The sequence below is a fragment of the Arthrobacter sp. Y3221160 genome (assembly GCF_059092585.1).
Genome location: NZ_JBNHHU010000001.1, coordinates 2,503,303 through 2,520,122, shown reverse-complemented (window position 1 = coordinate 2,520,122; position 16,820 = coordinate 2,503,303). Strand labels below are relative to the sequence as shown.

At 60.6% G+C, this 16,820-nt stretch carries 9 protein-coding genes; all 9 read right to left on the bottom strand.

Going from position 1 to position 16,820, the window contains the following annotated elements; all coding sequences use genetic code 11:
- Positions 1 to 153: 153 nt before the first annotated feature.
- A complete protein-coding gene (locus AC5RWG_RS11750; RefSeq protein ID WP_494166994.1) occupies positions 154 to 2,193 on the bottom strand; it encodes a DUF4357 domain-containing protein in 2,040 nt (679 codons plus the stop codon).
- A gap of 422 nt (positions 2,194 to 2,615) precedes the next feature.
- Positions 2,616 to 3,377 carry a hypothetical protein gene (locus AC5RWG_RS11745; protein ID WP_494166993.1) on the bottom strand — a complete coding sequence of 254 codons (762 nt, stop codon included), beginning with the start codon at positions 3,375 to 3,377 and terminating at the stop codon, positions 2,616 to 2,618.
- A 63-nt stretch (positions 3,378 to 3,440) separates the two neighbouring features.
- Positions 3,441 to 3,950 (bottom strand): hypothetical protein, encoded by a 510-nt coding sequence (locus AC5RWG_RS11740; protein WP_494166992.1) that lies wholly within the window; start codon positions 3,948 to 3,950, stop codon positions 3,441 to 3,443.
- Positions 3,951 to 4,367: 417 nt separating this feature from the next.
- Positions 4,368 to 6,425: a protease Lon-related BREX system protein BrxL gene (gene brxL, locus AC5RWG_RS11735; protein WP_494166991.1), complete on the bottom strand. Its 2,058-nt coding sequence runs from the start codon at positions 6,423 to 6,425 to the stop codon at positions 4,368 to 4,370.
- A complete protein-coding gene (pglZ, locus tag AC5RWG_RS11730) occupies positions 6,422 to 8,761 on the bottom strand; it encodes a BREX-1 system phosphatase PglZ type B (RefSeq protein ID WP_494166990.1) in 2,340 nt (779 codons plus the stop codon). The genes brxL and pglZ overlap by 4 nt, the downstream gene beginning before the upstream one ends.
- Complete coding sequence (locus AC5RWG_RS11725; protein WP_494166989.1) at positions 8,758 to 11,937, bottom strand: Eco57I restriction-modification methylase domain-containing protein; 3,180 nt, start codon at positions 11,935 to 11,937, stop codon at positions 8,758 to 8,760. The genes pglZ and AC5RWG_RS11725 overlap by 4 nt, the downstream gene beginning before the upstream one ends.
- Entirely contained in the window at positions 11,937 to 15,386 is a 3,450-nt protein-coding gene (brxC, locus tag AC5RWG_RS11720) for a BREX system P-loop protein BrxC (RefSeq protein WP_494166988.1), read from the bottom strand. The genes AC5RWG_RS11725 and brxC overlap by 1 nt, the downstream gene beginning before the upstream one ends.
- Complete coding sequence (locus AC5RWG_RS11715; protein WP_494166987.1) at positions 15,383 to 15,943, bottom strand: BREX protein BrxB domain-containing protein; 561 nt, start codon at positions 15,941 to 15,943, stop codon at positions 15,383 to 15,385. The genes brxC and AC5RWG_RS11715 overlap by 4 nt, the downstream gene beginning before the upstream one ends.
- On the bottom strand, positions 15,940 to 16,698 hold the full coding sequence (locus AC5RWG_RS11710) for a hypothetical protein (protein WP_494166986.1): 759 nt from the start codon (positions 16,696 to 16,698) through the stop codon (positions 15,940 to 15,942). Before AC5RWG_RS11710 ends, AC5RWG_RS11715 begins: the two co-directional genes overlap by 4 nt.
- Between the last annotated feature and the right edge of the window lie 122 nt (positions 16,699 to 16,820).

Sequence of the window (16,820 nt, the reverse complement as noted above, 5' to 3'; positions counted from 1 at the left end):
AGGCATGCGGCTAGGCGTTCGCTACGGCGAAAGATGCTCACCATAACAACTATCGCGGAGATACTTCCATCACCGCTGCAAGGAAACTCGCTGCGATTTTTCACCAACCAGAATTAATCCCAACGGTTTCAGCGAATTAGGACTTGTGGGGATCTAAAGCTTGTGACCGGACTTCCAGACTAGAGGCCCGGATGCAGAGCGCCCAAGCACGAACATAGCGGCCGCTGAAGTGGACCTGAACTCTTGGGCCGCTGTCAAGACCAAAAAATCGCCGCTATCTTGCAAGTCGCCTTCAACGAGCAGCCTCTTGCGCAGTTCCGTCATGGCCGGACGCATGGAAGACCCTTCAGCTTTTCTTATCCTTGCGGTGTGAACAATGAAGTTTCCATTCTCCCCGTGCGTCCCGACGGCATGGACTCCGCCGGCGCCAAATAGTTCGAGCACTTCCTCGCCACCGATATGAGGAACTCGCGGCACTTCCGCGGCGTCTAGTCGCCAAACGTTTTCAAGAATGGCTTTCAGTTTTTCGTGCCGCTTGGCGACAGTATCCGGTGTCCATGCCGCTTCGCCCAACACCTGAGTGGTGACCGCGAAGTTGGTCACTCCCTTCGAAGACTGGAAATACTTCGCCTTCTTTTCGACGAAGTCGAAGTTCTGCGCTTGGGAGTTCTTAGCGCTGCTCAAGAGAAGCAGGTTCCCGAGGCGGTGCACCCAATGCCGCTGTTCTTCCTCACTAAAAGTTTGGGACCACACGCTGCCTGGCTTCACTCTCTGTGGCAGGACGTGCTCGACTGACACGAGACGGTGCTCGTAGTCGACCCCGCTTGCTTGAGCTAACTCCTCATCGAGCCGCATCAGCACGTACTTGACTAGAGCACCATTTCGGTACACTTCGCCGTCCAGCTCCAGACGACTCTTTTCGATTTCTGCCATAGATAGGTGCAACGCAGGGGAGTCATTCTTGCGGCCTGCGGCGAGCTGCTTGAGGAGGTCCATGTGTCTCAGGGCACGCGGCGTGGCGTACAACCGGCGAAGGAGCATCGACGCCGCGAGCCGCTCCAAGTGACTGAAAAACTGCTTGAGTTCGAACTCGGAGAAGCTTGGGTCGCACAGGGCCCAGAGCGCTGCCGGAATCCAGTCACGGTTGCCCAATCTCAATAACTGGCGGAGCTTTTGGTTGATGTCCACCGCGTAGCTGGTCCCGGCGAATGCCGCGTTCTGCACCACCACGAACGCATCCGCGTATGGCAGGAGGACATCATCGATAAAGAGTTCCGGTTGGTCCGCGAACTGGCCGTCTAGGACTTCCTGAAATTCGCGAAGAAGAGATTGTTTGGCCCGCTCTTGCAGAAAGATCGAGCGCAAGTGCAGGAACAGCTCACCGAAGGCCTCAGTGCCTAACTCTTCCTCAGCGTCTTCCCATTTCGCAGAATAGTCCGCTCGTTTCGACGCGGAAATGCCGCCAATAACTCTGGCTTTGAAGATATCTGCGGGCGAGAGCTGCAGCCCCCGGGAGTTCATGACGCTGAAGACGCGGTGTGCGCTATCCTCAGTCGACGTGCTCACGACGACCAAGAACGTACGTGTGATTATCCAACTGCCGAGGAGTGTACGACCCTCGTCTGTCAACTGAGACAGTTCGCTGTGGAACAGAGCAGCGTTATCTCTGATCCGTCTCGCAACGCTCCCCTCCGCGATGGACGGGTCATGATCTGCGAGTGCTAGCAGACTCGCAATCCCGCCTTCAGTTTGGACGAACTTAGTGAAGAAGTCATTATCACGGCTCCGAAGCCGCATACGTGGTTCCGGCTTCACTCCCGCAAGAATATCCCCGGGCTGTTGGATCCGAGCGAAATATGCGTCCTTGACCTGTTGAACCTGAGCGAGTTCGGCCAGGACTGCGAAGAGGATAGTAAGAGTGGTAAGGCGCTGCTGACCGTCTATTACGTCAGCTTGGGGTATGCCCTTGCGCTTGACGAGTACGAGCGAACCAAGGAAATAGGGTTCAACAGAGGAGAGGCTGGTTTCGGAATTCTCTCGGAATGCAGAGACCAAATCGTCCAGAAGCTGACCCGCCTGATCCCGTGTCCAAGAGTATGGGCGCTGATAATCCGGGATTGTGAATTGATAGTCGTCGTCAAACACGGAGTTCAGAGACAGCTCATGTGCTTCTAACGTAGTTTCTACCGTCATATGTCAAACTTTCTCATGAATTGGCAAAGTTTATACACACTCTATGACTATGCGCGCTGACCCACGGCATGCTCGAACACCAACCGGTGTTTTCAGCATCAGTTATCGCGATGGTATGTCACTGTCTACGCGGGAAGCGGAAGCATAGCGCCGCGTCCGCAAGTGCCACACTAATTCTGGTTGCCAGCGCCACCTGTGTCAGAAAGACACGCGAGATTCGGGAAAGCACCGGCAGGTGTCATGGGCGGCTGGTCTCATCCTGATCCAGTTCCTGCGGACGAGTGGGTTCTAATACCGCCAACTGCTTCAGAATCTCCTCGGCTATCGGCCGCCGCATATCTCGACCGTAAAAATTGATGATGATCTCCAACAGGTGCTCAGCACTCTTCTGAACAAGAGCACTTTCGACTCCGGACAAGGAATCACGAGGTGCTCGGGAGTTGGTACCACTGGTCTTTGCCCGAAAGCGGGGGAACGTGAGGGTGACTCCCCCGTTCTGCAGCACTTCCTTCTCGAGGAGCGGGAGAATCTATCATAGCGGGCGAGCGCTCAGGCTCTGGATTGTCAATGACGGTCGCCTTCGGAAACCCGTCCTTTATGACCTGAGGGATGTCCCCTGCCGGGCTCAAGATATCCAGCCGCGATGTCGTTCTTGTGAGCGCTATGTAGAGAAGTCTGATTCCGTTGTCCTGATCAAGGATCGACTGTGGATCCACGACGATGACAGAGTCGAATGCCAGCCCCTTGGAATCTTCGGGTGTAACCAAGTTGATAGAGCTCCCCAGCTGGCCAGCGCTTGAATCGCTCCATACAACTTCCTGTACACCGAATGCCTCTTGAATCTCCTCCCATAGCGCCTTCGGAGCGACAACGCCGACGAATCTGCCTTTTGAGCGGTGATGGCTGGCCATTTTGGCAACCTCGATCGACAGCTGCTGCCGAGTCACGTCGAACAACTCCGGAGCGGCGTTAGCCTTGCGCACGACGGTCGGTGTGCGCAACCCGGGCGCAGCCAAGGGCAACAACCGCCCGGCAACATCGAAAACTTCTTTCGGCACACGGTATCCGTGACGAAGCTCTTCAACCGCTACCGGGAGCCTAGATTTCAGCGCTTCCGCTACCTCGTCCCAGTTCTCACGGGCGAACGGCCCAGCCGATTGGGCCACGTCACCGACCAGCGTCATGGCCCGTCCCTGGACCTGCGGCGGAGGGCGAACAGTTGCATCGGAGTAAGGTCTTGAGCCTCGTCAACGACTATATGTCCCCACATTGTCAGAACCGCCTGACATGTGCTCTTCCGCTTCGTCGATCAGAGCAAGGTCTGCTATCGTCCAAGACTCATCCGACATCTTCTGCGCGGCGCTTCTGTACAACAGCTCGACCTGCTCGCTGCTGAGGTGGGCGCCCGCAGCACTACGCAGACGCTGCTTAGACCCGAGAAGCTCTCGAATGAACTGAGCGCTACTGAGCCGCGGCCATACCCGATCAACGGCAGCATCAACAGACGCCGGATCAACGTTGCGACCTATTGCCTGACCCGTTCGCAGTCCAATAGCCGTCGCGCAGCGGCTCAGCAGGCGGTCCTTAAAGGCGTCACGCGCCTGCCCATACGGCTGCCATCTCAACTGTTCAACGTCGTCCGCCAATACCTCGGGCATGACACTTACGGTAACCGAGGAGTTTCGTCGCTTTATCCGTAGCGGAGATGCGGGAACCTTGATGCGGTCTTTCAAACCTTGGGCAATAATATCGGCCACTTCCGCTAGGCCTTCAACACGTGCAACCGCGTCGGGTTCTGCGGCTCGCACCGCAAGACCGCCAGCCAACAATTCTTGGATCGACGTTTGTTGGACGCGTTGGTCTCCGAGAGATGGCAGAACCTGTTGAGTGTACTTAGTAAAGGCGGGATTCGGCCCAACCACCAGCAAGTCATCCGCGGGAAGCTCATCACGGTATGTGTATAACAGCCAAGACGCGCGGTGTAGGGCAACGGCCGTCTTGCCAGCACCTGGCCCACCTTGAATGATGAGGATTGATCTTTGTTAGCGCGGACCAGCTTGTCCTGTGCCGCCTGAATAGTACGCACGATGTCTTGCATCTGGCCGGTGCGGCCAGTGTCGTTCAACGAAGCGCAAGCCACATTGAGTGGCCGGACCACCCTGCCAAGGATTGCGTCACTCGTCTAGTGCTTTTACAAGAGCATCGCGGGCGTCGCTATAGAACAGGAACGAGACCTTAGTGGCCACCTCGTCGCTGACGTCTAGCAGTTGCCTGCGAGCCGACACGGGAAGCAGAAGCGTTGACGCACCCTTCTCCATGGCATGCTCAGCGAGCGCGGCTGCGTTGAGCACGGTCTCGATGCCGCCACCCAGCGAGAGATTACCAACTGCGATTAGCCCGCCACGAACGGATCGTTGAAGCATGGAGGACGCGAGGGCAAGAAGGATCGGTAAGCCAAGCCCAGCCCCGGACTTCGCCGCATCTAGTGCCCGAACCTGCGCCGTTAGGTTGTGTTCGCGGGGATCACGGTCGCCGACGAGAGTGCGTGCCTGGGCAACGAGGTTCTGCTCCGCCACCTTGAAACTTTCGCGAAGCGGAGCTGGCGCTGCCTGGTTGAGCAAGCCACGCGCCCCGGCTCCCAGGGTGTCCGCTGCCTCAATGCGGTAGAGGCCAGGGCCGACTTCTCGGCCGCCCTCGGCGATTGCCCACACCTGACCCGGCGGGAGGGGATCCAAGCCGATCGTGTCAGGGCTTGCCATCTCCGGGGTTGAAACGAATTGCTCAATTCCTTCGCCAATCCGGTAACCGAATTGGGTATTGCGGAACTCGGCCGTACCGATGCGTCGTTGCTGCTCCTTGACGCGACGGCGGCATTCGAGTGCGATTCGGACTGCCCATTCAAGGTCCTCGTTCGGAATCGGCACCTCGGCGTCAGGATAGATCAATTTCAGTAGACCATCGACCGTCTTGTTGACGGCTGACAGATCCCGCCCGGAGAGCGCATCGGAATAGTTGACCCGCCCTTGGACCGCTGTCAAGCGTGATTGGTCGCGGAGACGTGACCAGCACTCGGAGAGGAAGTCACTCACCAAACCGAAGTGGCGGGTGAAGTAGGAGGGGTTGAGCTTCGGGACGTCCCATCCCGGTATGTACGCGTGGATTCGGTCCATGAAAGCCGTGTCATCCCGCATCTCAGGCGGAAGGGGCGAGAGCAGATGACCGACTCTCTGCTGGTGAGCGACATCCACGTCGAAGTTTCCGACGAGAACGATCGACCCATCAGCTCGGATCGACTCTCGGCCACGGGAAAACTCACCCGATTCCATGTAGCCCTTCATGATGTTGACGCCGTCCTTCTGATCGAAGGAGACGCCTGAGACCTCGTCAAAACAGACGACGTCGTACTGGGCAACCAGGCCACGCTGTCCGGTCGCGTTGTTGACGAACATTCGCGCGACGGTCGCCTTGCCACCGCTGATGAGGTGTGCGTACGGCGAGACCTGCTGGAACAGGTGCGACTTGCCGGTACCGCGCGGTCCCAGCTCCACCATGTTGAAGTTGCGCTGGACGAACGGGATCATCCGTAGCAGGAGAACGTCTTGCTCGCGATCTGTGAGCTGTTCTGGCTCAAATCCGACCGACCTGAGCAGGAGGTGTTTCCACTGCTCAGTCGTGAAGCGTGAGCGGCCTTCAGCCAACCGAGCCAGTGAATCACGGGTCGAGAGTTGGATCGGACGAAGCGACCCGATGGCGAAGGGCTTGCCGTTGTTCTCATCGGCGATGACGGCGTCGTAGTAGAGGTCCACTTCGGCATAGAAGCCACCGGTGAGCATGCGCTCGTTGTCACGAACTACGGCGTCGTCGATGCGGACGTCCTTGAGGCCGAGACTCGGCAGCTCCCCAAGGTATGCGTTCGCCTTTGTGTCCAGCCGTGCCTTGACCAAGTCGATGAGCTTGATCGTCGTCTGTTCACGGGCGCGGGATTTGAAAAGCTCCTCCTCCCCGGCCCGAACGGTGCGGTCGGCGAGCAGCCGGCGAACGACCTGCAATCCTTCCTCGATCTCTTCGGGATCAGTGGTGGCGCAATAGCGACCGATGAGGAACTCACCGACGTAGGTCGGTACTGGGTAGGCGCCCTTGAACTGCTGAGCGAGGTCCTTGCGGACCACATAGCCCTCAAAGACCGACGCTGCTAGCTCGTCGATCGGGTCGAGCACGATTTCTTCGGTCATTCCATGCCTCCCACCTTCGTTGGGTGCTGGGCAATGACGGCGCCGTTTGGCCCAATCAGCACGGCGTACGCCGCGGTGCCTTTAGCAGCCTGTTCCTCGTCGACAAGCACCTTGATCTCTCCAGGCTCGGATGGCGGCTTTGGGCCACCGACTGTGCTGTTTTGGTCTCCGGGGGAAAGGCGAACCTCTGCCACGACATCGGCCTCTGCAGGCTCGAAGTCAATGCGGCAGCGCTGCCCCGTCCAACGGATTCCCTCGATTTGTGCGGGTCCCGCTGCACGCGTCTGAGCAGAAACTTCGATGACCGGGATAACGCACTCCTGGGGGCTTAAGCCGCCGTGCTCATAGTAGGTTCCAGCCTCGAAGGCAGCGGCTCCAGGCGCGCTGATCATGTCGACTGACGAATCCCAACTCCACGGGATGATCGGAAGGTCTGGGCGCGTCGCCCCGGCTTTTAACCTAGCGACTCGGGGCTTGCGTGCGGCATCGCCTTCTGTAATCGCAAGGGGCAGCGTCACCTTCAGCGCAGGACCCGCTGGCAGAACAAAGCCGTGGTCGGTCACGACGATGACGTGTCGCCAGCCTGCCGCGAGAAGACCCTGAATTCGTTCTGCAACGAGATCAAGTTGCTGATCGACCATGTCGGACAGCGCATGCCCGTGGTCGTGGCCGAGCGCATCGATGGTGTTGGTCTGAGTCCAACCGATGCCATTGGTCTCTCCAGTCTCAGAGGACTTCCAATCGAGGTACTGGACACCCGCATCGGACAGAGCTGCCCGGAAAACCTGCCCCTTCACCGAGCGCCCTCGAATATCCGCCGCGTCGAAGGCCTGGCCGCCACCGAATTTCGCTTTCACAGGCGCAACAGCCGGCTGGCCCGTCGGCGTAACGGTGGGGAACGCTGCAAGACGCGGGAAGATGGCAGTATCTCGAGATGTGAGGCGCTTCGTTAACCGCTGTGCCAAGTCAAATCGGAGGGCATCAACGAAGACGACGCAAGTGCCCGATTGAACATCGAGGCCAATTTGGCCTTCGTAGCCGGCAGCCGCCGCGGTTTGGAAGGTGCGGACCACTTGTTCGAGCCAAGGGTCATAGATGACTTCGAGCGCCCTGCAGACAGCGCCACGGTCTGCCGCGGTCGGCGAGGTGGCGAGGACGCGGAGCGCCAAGTCATCGACCTTGTAGCCGTCAGCCGCGTACCAATTCACGAGGGAAGGCAGGGCGGTCCCGGACGGGCCGGCGGCAGTAAGATCTATCAGCTCGGCTAACAAGCCTATTGCCCTTGCTAGCGGGGCTTGCCCGAGCTCGCCCCAAACGCTCTCCTCGCGACGCAGATGGATGGCAGCCATGGACCGCACCAATTCGCGCGTCTGATCAGGGTCGCTCTTGTCGGCAAGGGCACCGAGAGACCTGCGAAGGTCATCTTCCTGCTCAACGTTCCACGACGGCCAAGAGTCTGGATGCGGATCGGTGCTGCCGAAAAGTTCACCGGGGGGACGCGCCTGATCGAGCATGGCGGGAAGGTTGGGGTATCTACGAGGGTTATCCGAGTACCGCGCCCACACGTCGCCCCAAGCGCCTTCCCGTGTCCCGAGACGTGCGGCAGCGGTGAGCACGCCATCCTTGACCGGATCAAAGTTGTACGTCGTGCGACATGCCTCGACGAAGGCGTTCCAGCGAGCTCCCTGAAGTGCATTGCGAGTGCCGTCGGGATCGTCCAGCCAGTCCAGCAAGGTGCGGACCATGTCGGATATAACGAGGGAGTGCAACCGTGAGGCGTCAACACGGCCCATGCGCTTCAACTCTTCGACGTCCTCAGTGAGCAGACGGTCGAGCACGTCTTCCAAAGCCGACCGCGTCTTTGCATCCCCCGCAAGATCCAAGCCAGCGCCGTTCTTCGATCCCAGGAACGCGTGTGGGCTCCACAGCGTTTGCCCATGCGCGGACGGCCACCAGCTGGAGCGGAGTGCTACCTCAACAAGAGGCGACACCGCCGGGTCGGGGCTGGTGACATCCGAGAGCGCACTTCGACCGAGGCCCGGTAGATAGATCACCCACGGGTTCTTGTCGCTGTGTTCGGCTAGATGTGCGGGAAGGTCCACCGATTCCGGCGCTGCAAGGACTGCGCGGACCCATATCGCAGGTCCTTGGGCCTTCGCAGTGTCGTAGTCGCCGAGCACGAGGATCGGGACGGCCTCCTGGAGAAGGCCGATGACCGGCTCCCACACACGATCTGGGTCGGGCCATAACACGGCGGCGGGGGGTGCACTCGAATCCGAGTTGTACTTCGCTGCGTCACGCAGAGCGTGCGCAACGACGGCCCGCACCGCGGTCACAGTTTCACTCCTGTCAGCCGTCGTGCCTCACGTCGCTCCTCCAGAGTCGGGTGAAGATCGTTGATGCGCTCCGACCCGTCAGGGTTCGCACCGCGATCCTTCTTCCAACTCACGTTGACTTTGGACCGCAGTACACCCGCCGTGATGAAGGGGCGGATGTTCAGGCGTACTCCGTCGTTAAGGTCGGGATGCCAACCGATCGGCTGCTCGTGCAACTGCTTCCAGCGCACGTACACGTCGTACGGCGGCACTCCTTCCAGAACCAGCTTGAGACGTTCCTGTAGGTTCTGGGCGGCGGTGAGGCGCGTGTCAGCACCAGCTCGACCGGCGGCGGTCTCGTGCTTCTGCCGCTCAATCCATGCGCCCAAAGAAGTGAACGTGAGCTTCTCAAGAGTCCGGTGGTCGAGCCGGTGGTAGTTGACTATTGCCGAGAAGCCATCCTTGCGGCCGTCCCAGATGTGCCAAAGGAAGGGTCGGTTGCCGAACACTTGCACGTGCTGGGCGAAGAAGCCGTCGCGCAGCCAGTCCTCAAGCCGGCCGTTCTTCCCACCCGCTTCGGTGACCAGTTTCCGTTCGAGTGCGCTCGACCACTGGTCGCTGTATGCCGCAGCAAGCAATTCGCGCAGCCTGGTAGCTAGATCTGGCTCTCCTGGGAGCGACTGGAGTACCGCAATACCGTCGCCATCAACAAATTGATCGAGCTCGTCTGGTACTTGGCTTGGCCAGTGATAGCCAAGCATTCGTGCAAGAGCAACCTGGAGCGGCTGCGTCGAGGTTGATACGTTGCCTCTAAAGAGCCACTGGGTAGGCTCGTCGGAGATGGGGGTCGGCAGCGAATCCATCTGGTCAGCCTCCTTCTGCCAACGCGCACGATCAAAAGGAACCTTGGTGACGGTCGCTGTGGTTACCGCCGTCTTGGAGTCAATCTTGCGCACTTCGGCTTCGAGTTCGCCGCTCACAGTGAATGCCCAGATGGCACGGAGGTCGTCCGGATCTCGGGGAATAAGGATCGTCGGTGAACTATCGAAGGGCTCACCGCAGTAAAGCGTTGATCTAAATCGGCCGACGGCAGATACAGCTACTCCGCATTTCGTCCAAGCTTCAAGCCCTTGTATACGTGCCCATTGTGTCGCCCTGCCCTGCCTGCCGTCCCGGATAATCAGTTCACGGCCCGCAAAGTAGTCGGTTTCGTTTGGGCTAGAAAGCATCGGGAGCCATGGTTCCTCGACTTCGGGGACCTCCCAATGCTTGAGGATATGAAAGTCGTTGTCACCCGTCTTAATGCCTTGCCACGCCCGCGCAAAATGACTTAGGGACGGCTGATTCGTATATGAAGGGGGTGAGATGCGACTGTCGGGGTTGCTTGTCAATTCACTCTGCGTCGTCATGATGGGCAAGAGCGACCTTAGCGATCGAGCATATTCCTCCGGGGCGCGGTCGGTTAGCATAGCGATGCTTACAACCGACTCAGACACGGGTTTGGTCGACATGATTGTGAGAGCCGGCTGGACGACTTCGCCTGAGATTTCGGAGAATGCGCCCGGGCCCAGTTGCATAACAATTTGAAGGGAGGCGTTGTTCAACAGCCATTTGCGGAAGGTTTGAAATGACACGATCTGCTGCCAGTAAACCGGCGACACCGCCGCGACGCTACCCGAATCTCCAGCGAGTTGAAGACACCGTTCCAACATGACCGTGGCCAGATCTTCTTTACCGGCCGCCGCAGCGTAAGGTTCGGAGGCTAGCAGCGTCTCCGCCATCTTCCCCTTCCCGAGGAATGGGACGTTTGTAGCGACCAGTGTGTAGGTCTGCGCGAGCAGGCCCGCTGCGTGCACGACATCGTCGGCGGCATGACCCAGCACTGTACGATCTTGCTCTTCGAGTCGAAGGATCTGTCGGAGCGCCCCTCGAATTGATTCCCAATCAGTTCCAACACTCAGATCCCGTCCGAAGAGCGTTTCACCAGAGGTTTTTGTACGTGGAGCAATTAGTGACCCCAATGAATCAGCATGGCGGAAGAGACGGTGCAGCCGCACGAGAACCTTTCGAAGCTCAACGTCGTCGCCTGCATGGGCCTCCCAGTCCTCTCGTGTTCCTCGTACTGGCACTCCCGAGCACGCAATCTGCGGCGCCGGCAATTCGCGGAACCCGCCCTGTTTCCAGGCTTCGAGGGCGACGTTGAAGGTGGCGAGCTGGGTGCAACGGGGGTCAAGTTCGAGTCCGTATAGGTTGTCGCGGAGAACTGCGTCCTGTGCGTCTGCCGCTGAGAGGCCTTCCTCCTCCGCCCTCATGCGCCAGAGCATGCTGAACATCACGACCAGGAAGTGTCCCGAGCCGCAGCACGGGTCCATGACGGTGACCTCGGCGGCGGTCTGGGGCCACTCATCAAACGTGCCAGTCGCAGCTGTCCCGTTGTCGAGGCGGCGGAGGTACTCCCACGTCTCGATGAGCGGTGAATCGGGGTACCTCGCGGCCCACCATGCTCCGAGGGAGTTCTCCAGTAGGAACCGCACCATGTAGCTCTCGGTGAACAACTGGGTGACGGGCGAGAGGTCGGCGCCGCCGATCTTGGCACCTGAATCGTTGACGCGCTTCTTTTCGGCCGTCTGCCAGAACTGGTAGACCCACCCGAGGGCGTCCTCGGTAACGAATACCTCCTCGGCAAGGTTGAGGAGTATCCGTTCCAGTCCAAGTCTGTGCTCGGTGGCAAATCGAACCTGAACTGCCGGGTCATCTAGCCGGAAGACACCGGGGAGGATCTCCGATGCGAAGCGAGCGGCGACAGACCAGCCGTCTGGCTCGCAGAGGTCGTCTGCGAGGTCCGCGCAATCATCGAGTGTGAGCGAGGTGTCGCGAAACTCGGGGTGACGAAGAAGGCCGTTGACTTCGAGGAAGCGTGCGAACAGGAGGCGATGCCACTGCTCGTAGGCCACGTCTCGGACTAGGTTGGTCAGACTCGCACCGCTTCGTGCAGTGTCGTCCCCAAGTTGCCGTGCTTTCTCGCGCAGGGCGAGCCGTAAAGCGTTGTCATCGTCGCTCAGGTAGGCCGGTCGACTGGGTTCAGCCACAGCGAGAGCGTGCAGTGCATCTGCGGCTGCCTTCTCGGCCGCGGTTCTGGCTTTTAGGACTGCTTTGTTGAGGTGACCGCGCTGGTCAGCGTTGAGAACGTCTCCCATCAGCCCTTCACCACCACAGTGTCGTGTTCGGCGAGGGCCTTGTTGAGGCGCAGGCGAAGGGCGGCAAGGTATGGGTCGATCTCGTCTGCGCTGCTGAGGATGACTGCAGGAATCGTGACGGTGCCCGCCTTGGGGGCTCTCAATCGGGCTGCGGCTTCAAGTGCCTTCGATGCTCGCGCGGGCACCGCGTCGAGAACGGCGTCCCAGGACGAGAGCGGACGTTGCTGAACTGCTGTCAGCACAGCCTGAGCGTCGCTGAGCTCTGGTTTCGCCTCTGGCGCAAGACGGTGCTCGGCAAGGAGTTGCTCCTGCGTTTCGGGATCGAGTGCCGACCAAGCCTGCTGGTGCAGTAGGTCGTCAACCGCCAGTCGGCGGGCCTGTTCCAAGGACTCGGCGGCCTGGTGGACCGCGTAACGCACGGCGCCGGCGAGGTCGGTCACGATGGGACCGATCTGGTCGGTGTCCGAGAGTAACTCCCGTGCGCTCTCGAAGGCCCGGAGCCGTGTGCGTGCTTCAGCTGCACTGTTGAGGTCTCCAGCGGCGTCCGAGAGAGCTCGGGCAATTGTCAGAGCTTCAAGCCTGGGTGCACGACGCCGCTCCAGCATCTGCAATAGCTCGGCGAAGTCCGCCAATTCGTTTTTTGCAGCGAGGAACGCGTGTACGCGGTCGTTGCCGGATGTTCTTTGCACCACCTCGATGCCGGCGGGAAGGGTTATGTCAGGCAATGGGGCTGACCCTGTGAGGGCGGTAGCCCGCTGTGCGAGACCACTGACTGCTTGCTCGACCGCCGGGACCAGCGTTTCGTTATCAGCCTGTACCCCGAGTTTGCTCAGGAGGCTCCGAGCTGCGATCTTCTCCGCCGCTTTGAGGACAGTCGACTCTCGCCTCAAGTGCACTGTGCCGAGTCGGGTCTGGGACAAGACTTGGCTTGTGGTCGCGTCGGAGCCGTTGATGGTGGCTCTAATCAGTCCGTTGTCGAGCAGTACCCCGGTCGCTGCCATGAAGGCGTCGCGCGGCCAGCCGAAGGGTGCAGACACGACGGCCTTCTCGACATCACTGGCGGGAGTGCCGCCACCCCCGATCCTGCCGAGGACCTCCTTCACGACCGGATGCTGCTCGGGGTCGCCATCATAACCGACGGCCTTGAGCGCATCTGCGCCCGAACCCTTCTTGATTCGGTCGAGCACCTGCGGCCAGCGGGAGTCGTCCGCGGCATCGAACTTGTCGAAGAGCCGCGTCGCTGCCGCCACGGCCCCGTTCTCAATGCGGTCGCGCAGAGCGGTGCCCGCGGGGGCAGCCCCGCCGCCAAGCAGGACGCCAGTCTTGCTGAGAATGTCTCGCACGTGCTCGCGGGCCTGCCCTTGGGCGCGGGCGTGGCGGGACTCCATCGCACGCCGGGCCTGCCTGCCCTCGTCGTCCTGCGGGAATCCCTGTTGGTCAAGCGTTCGCTGTGCAGCCATCTGGTTGCGCAAGGCCGAGGCGAAGGCCGCAGCTTGGCCCCTGGGCAGATGCGCGAGCACGATCGGAGAGTTGGAGCCGAGGCCACGGGCGAGGTCCTCAAACTGCTTGGTGGTGGTCCCGTCATCCCACTCCGAGCGCAGCCAGAGAGGAACGTTGTCGGTGGCAGATGGCTGGGAGGAGTCGGTGTGGAGGCTGATCTTTCTTGCCACCTTGGCCCTGCCCTGAAGGACCGCGACGGGCAGCGCCTTCTCGACTTCCGAGCGCAGCATGGCGTCGCGCTCGGTGCTGATCTCGCTATCGGTCAGTTGAACTAAGTGACGCCGGAACGCCTCGTCCCACGTTCTGCCGGCCGCGGTTTGGAGTCGGTACTCGTTGCCGTCCCGCTGGAGGATTCCTTCCTCCGTGAGTGCCTCAAGTGCGGCAGGGATGTCTTGGCGCAGGCGTGCGCCATCGTTTGCAAGGTCCTCTACAAGAAGGTCGGCGAGGTGGTCCGCCGTTGCCCGAACACCGATGTCAGCGTGCCCAGACGTGGGAAGCAGGCTGATGAGGTGGACCAGGCCGAGGATGCGTCCGCGAAGCGGGTCCTTCTGTCCCTGCTCATGAATTAGGCGCTGGGTCTCCTTAAGTAGTAGGCCGGCACCGTTGAGATCTTCATGCTTTGCTGAATAGAGGTAGTCCGCGCCAACCACCGTACCGACCGGCTTGGGCGCAACCAGACGATTCGCGTCATGCACGATACGAAGTTGGGACCTAAGCTGCCCAGCCCGGCCGGCATCGGCCTGGCGAAGAACGCTTTCCCAGAAACGACGGCGGCTAGGAAGAAGCGGGTAATCCTCAGACAGATCCCTATTGTCCTGTGCCGTGTGCTGGATCTTGCTGCCGACGAGCTGTCGGGAGATTGGGCCTGCGGCGTCGCCCAGAGCCTTGTCGAGCCCCGGTCGCTTTGCAGGTTCCTTGTTGAGCAGCACACGCCGAACCACTGCATCAACGTCCTGGTTCTTGAGGACAACCTTGACGGTGAAACGGTCCTGGATCTTCTGCAGAGTGGCGTCAGCGGTGAGCTCTTGCTGGCCGGTCGCGACCAATAGCACCCGCCCATCGAGCTCGCGCGAGACGGATTCGACGAGGTTCTGCACTTCCATCGCTCGGCCACCGTCACCGCTGATGTATTGCTGGACCTCGTCGAGCACGATCAGAGTCGGCGGGAGAACACCGCAGCCAACGTGCTGGAGGACCTTCCGAAGCAGAGCGATCGTCTCGTCAGTGGAGAGTGAGCGTGCCTCGGGTGGGAATTGACTGCGCAGGGCCTTTCGCACGTCCGCGCCGGTTGTAGCGAAACCGGGATCGATGGCGAGGATGGCATCGGCAAGTCGGGTACTGAGGTTGTACTCGCTCAGTTCCTGGATGAAGTTCCCACCTCCGGCTTCGACGTGTGCACGAACTGAATCGAGATCGCCTTTCCCGGCGAGCCAGAGAGCTACCTGTGCGGGTTCGACGCGAGTCGGCAGCCCGGCAGCACCAAGAACGATGGACAGAAACACCGCGTTGAGAGTATCGCCGCTCCGGTCCAGCGCGCCAGCTGCGGACCAGGGCGCACTCCCGTCGCGCTTGCCGAGGGTCGAAAGTTCGAGGAGTTGGTCCTTCACCCCTTGCGGAAGGTTTGTCAGACCCCGAGCTGAGGCACCAGTCGGAAAAGCGGTGTCGGCCCACAGGTGCTGGAGCACTCGGACGAGGTGCGACTTGCCGCTACCGTAGAAGCCCGACACCCATACCGCTGGCTGGGTCGTGCTTCCGCGGTGACGGATGTAGGAGTCGAGGATGCGCTCAAGGCCGTGCTCGTACTCGCCTTCACAGACAAAGCTTGTGAGCTCGTACTCAAGAACCTTCCATTGATTCGACCCGTCGGGTCGGTCCACGTTGGTGACCCCATCGTTCGGGATCTCGAAGTCAAGCGGACGGCGAGTGAAGAGTTCATTGTTGATGGTCACGTAGTGGTGTCCTCCTGGGGGTCGATGACGCGGGCACGATAGTTGAATCCATCGCGGGCGTCGAGCAAACGGAAGGAATGTGTGTCGGGGTGATGGAGACCTGGGAACAGGACAAGGAGCCGTCCGTTCACTTCCTCATCGATCGCCTTGATGACGCTCGATGCTCGGAGGAATGGAAAGATAGCCCCAATCCCCACCAGAACGGCGACATCATTGCTCGAGGCTGCCGCGAGTCGCTCGCGAACCTCGGCGACGAGATCGCACTCAAACTGGTCGATGATGGCAGCCGTGAGATCGCTGGGATCCTCGAAGAAGGCCTCGGCATAGCGATGCCCGGCGAGCCATCGACCGAGGTTGTCAGTGACGTCTATCTGGTGCCAGCCGTGGCCGGCTTGACCGGTCGCCAGTTCGAGTCGGGGCAGGGCGGCGCGCATCGAACGCTCCAGGTCCGGTGGGTAGACGAGCATCCAGACCCGTTCGCCTCCGGACAGACCCGCCCGCCATGGGAGGGCCAACTCTGCGGCGTAGGCATCAAGGAGGTCGGAGACTCGGCTCATCCGCGAGTCCCGTCGAAGAGCGGGAAGCTGAGGTCGACCACGTTGCCGGCGACGAGGAGATCGATCAAACCCTGTGTGTGGGCCGTCCGCAGAGCATTCAGTTCGGTTCCTGGGGGAAGGTCGAGCAACGCTGCCCAAGGCGTGGCAAGGACGCTCAGGCCACGGTTGCCTGATAGGTGACCAAGGAAGGCCGCGAACGCGATGGCCGCCGGGAACGGCTCCACCGTCTGCCGAACCTTCTTTACCCTCCCGACGAGATGACCGGTCTGCGTCCAGCAAGCGCCCGTGTTGCGCCCGGTCTTGCCGAGGGTCTCAACAGAGAGGTCTGCCCCGTAGACAGCGGTGACCGCGTTCGTTAGGTCGCCGGACGTGACGATAGAGCCGGCGGACGCTTGGTGGATTGCCGGAAATGAGGCGCGCAAGATGCTGTCGCGCGTGAATGCGAGGATTCCTGCCAGCAGTGGTCGGGCCTCCGGGTCGACGTCCCATAGACGCCGCATCGCCGCGAATTCAGATTGCGTGGGGTCCAGAAAGTAGAGCTCGCGCAAATGTCGGAATGAGCGTTGGCGGCCGGTATGGGTCGGGCGCCCGAGCACGTTCTCGTCGACGACTGCTTCGCGGTAGCGCTCACGGGGCTCGTCTGCTGGCACGATCCGCAGGAGTTCGACCAGATGCGGGACGCCGATCGTGTGGCTTGCCGTCGTACGTAGTGACCCCAAGGCAAAGTTGCCCTCGTGAGCATCGGAAAGGGTCATGCGACAGTGAACTCCCGTGTCCTATGGGTGCTGCGAGGTGCCCTCGCCCTCAGCGCGGCCGTGTACGGATTACACCCTCAAGGTTAGTGGAGTCGGCCGTCGTTTCCTGACAGCCCCTGTCG

Coding starts and splice junctions, on each gene's coding strand:
- AC5RWG_RS11750 (WP_494166994.1), bottom strand. CDS start 2,193: ATGACGGTAGAAACTACGTTAGAAGCACATGAGCTGTCTCTGAACTCC.
- AC5RWG_RS11745 (WP_494166993.1), bottom strand. CDS start 3,377: ATGACGCTGGTCGGTGACGTGGCCCAATCGGCTGGGCCGTTCGCCCGT.
- brxL (WP_494166991.1), bottom strand. CDS start 6,425: ATGACCGAAGAAATCGTGCTCGACCCGATCGACGAGCTAGCAGCGTCG.
- AC5RWG_RS11725 (WP_494166989.1), bottom strand. CDS start 11,937: ATGGGAGACGTTCTCAACGCTGACCAGCGCGGTCACCTCAACAAAGCA.
- AC5RWG_RS11715 (WP_494166987.1), bottom strand. CDS start 15,943: ATGAGCCGAGTCTCCGACCTCCTTGATGCCTACGCCGCAGAGTTGGCC.
- AC5RWG_RS11710 (WP_494166986.1), bottom strand. CDS start 16,698: ATGACCCTTTCCGATGCTCACGAGGGCAACTTTGCCTTGGGGTCACTA.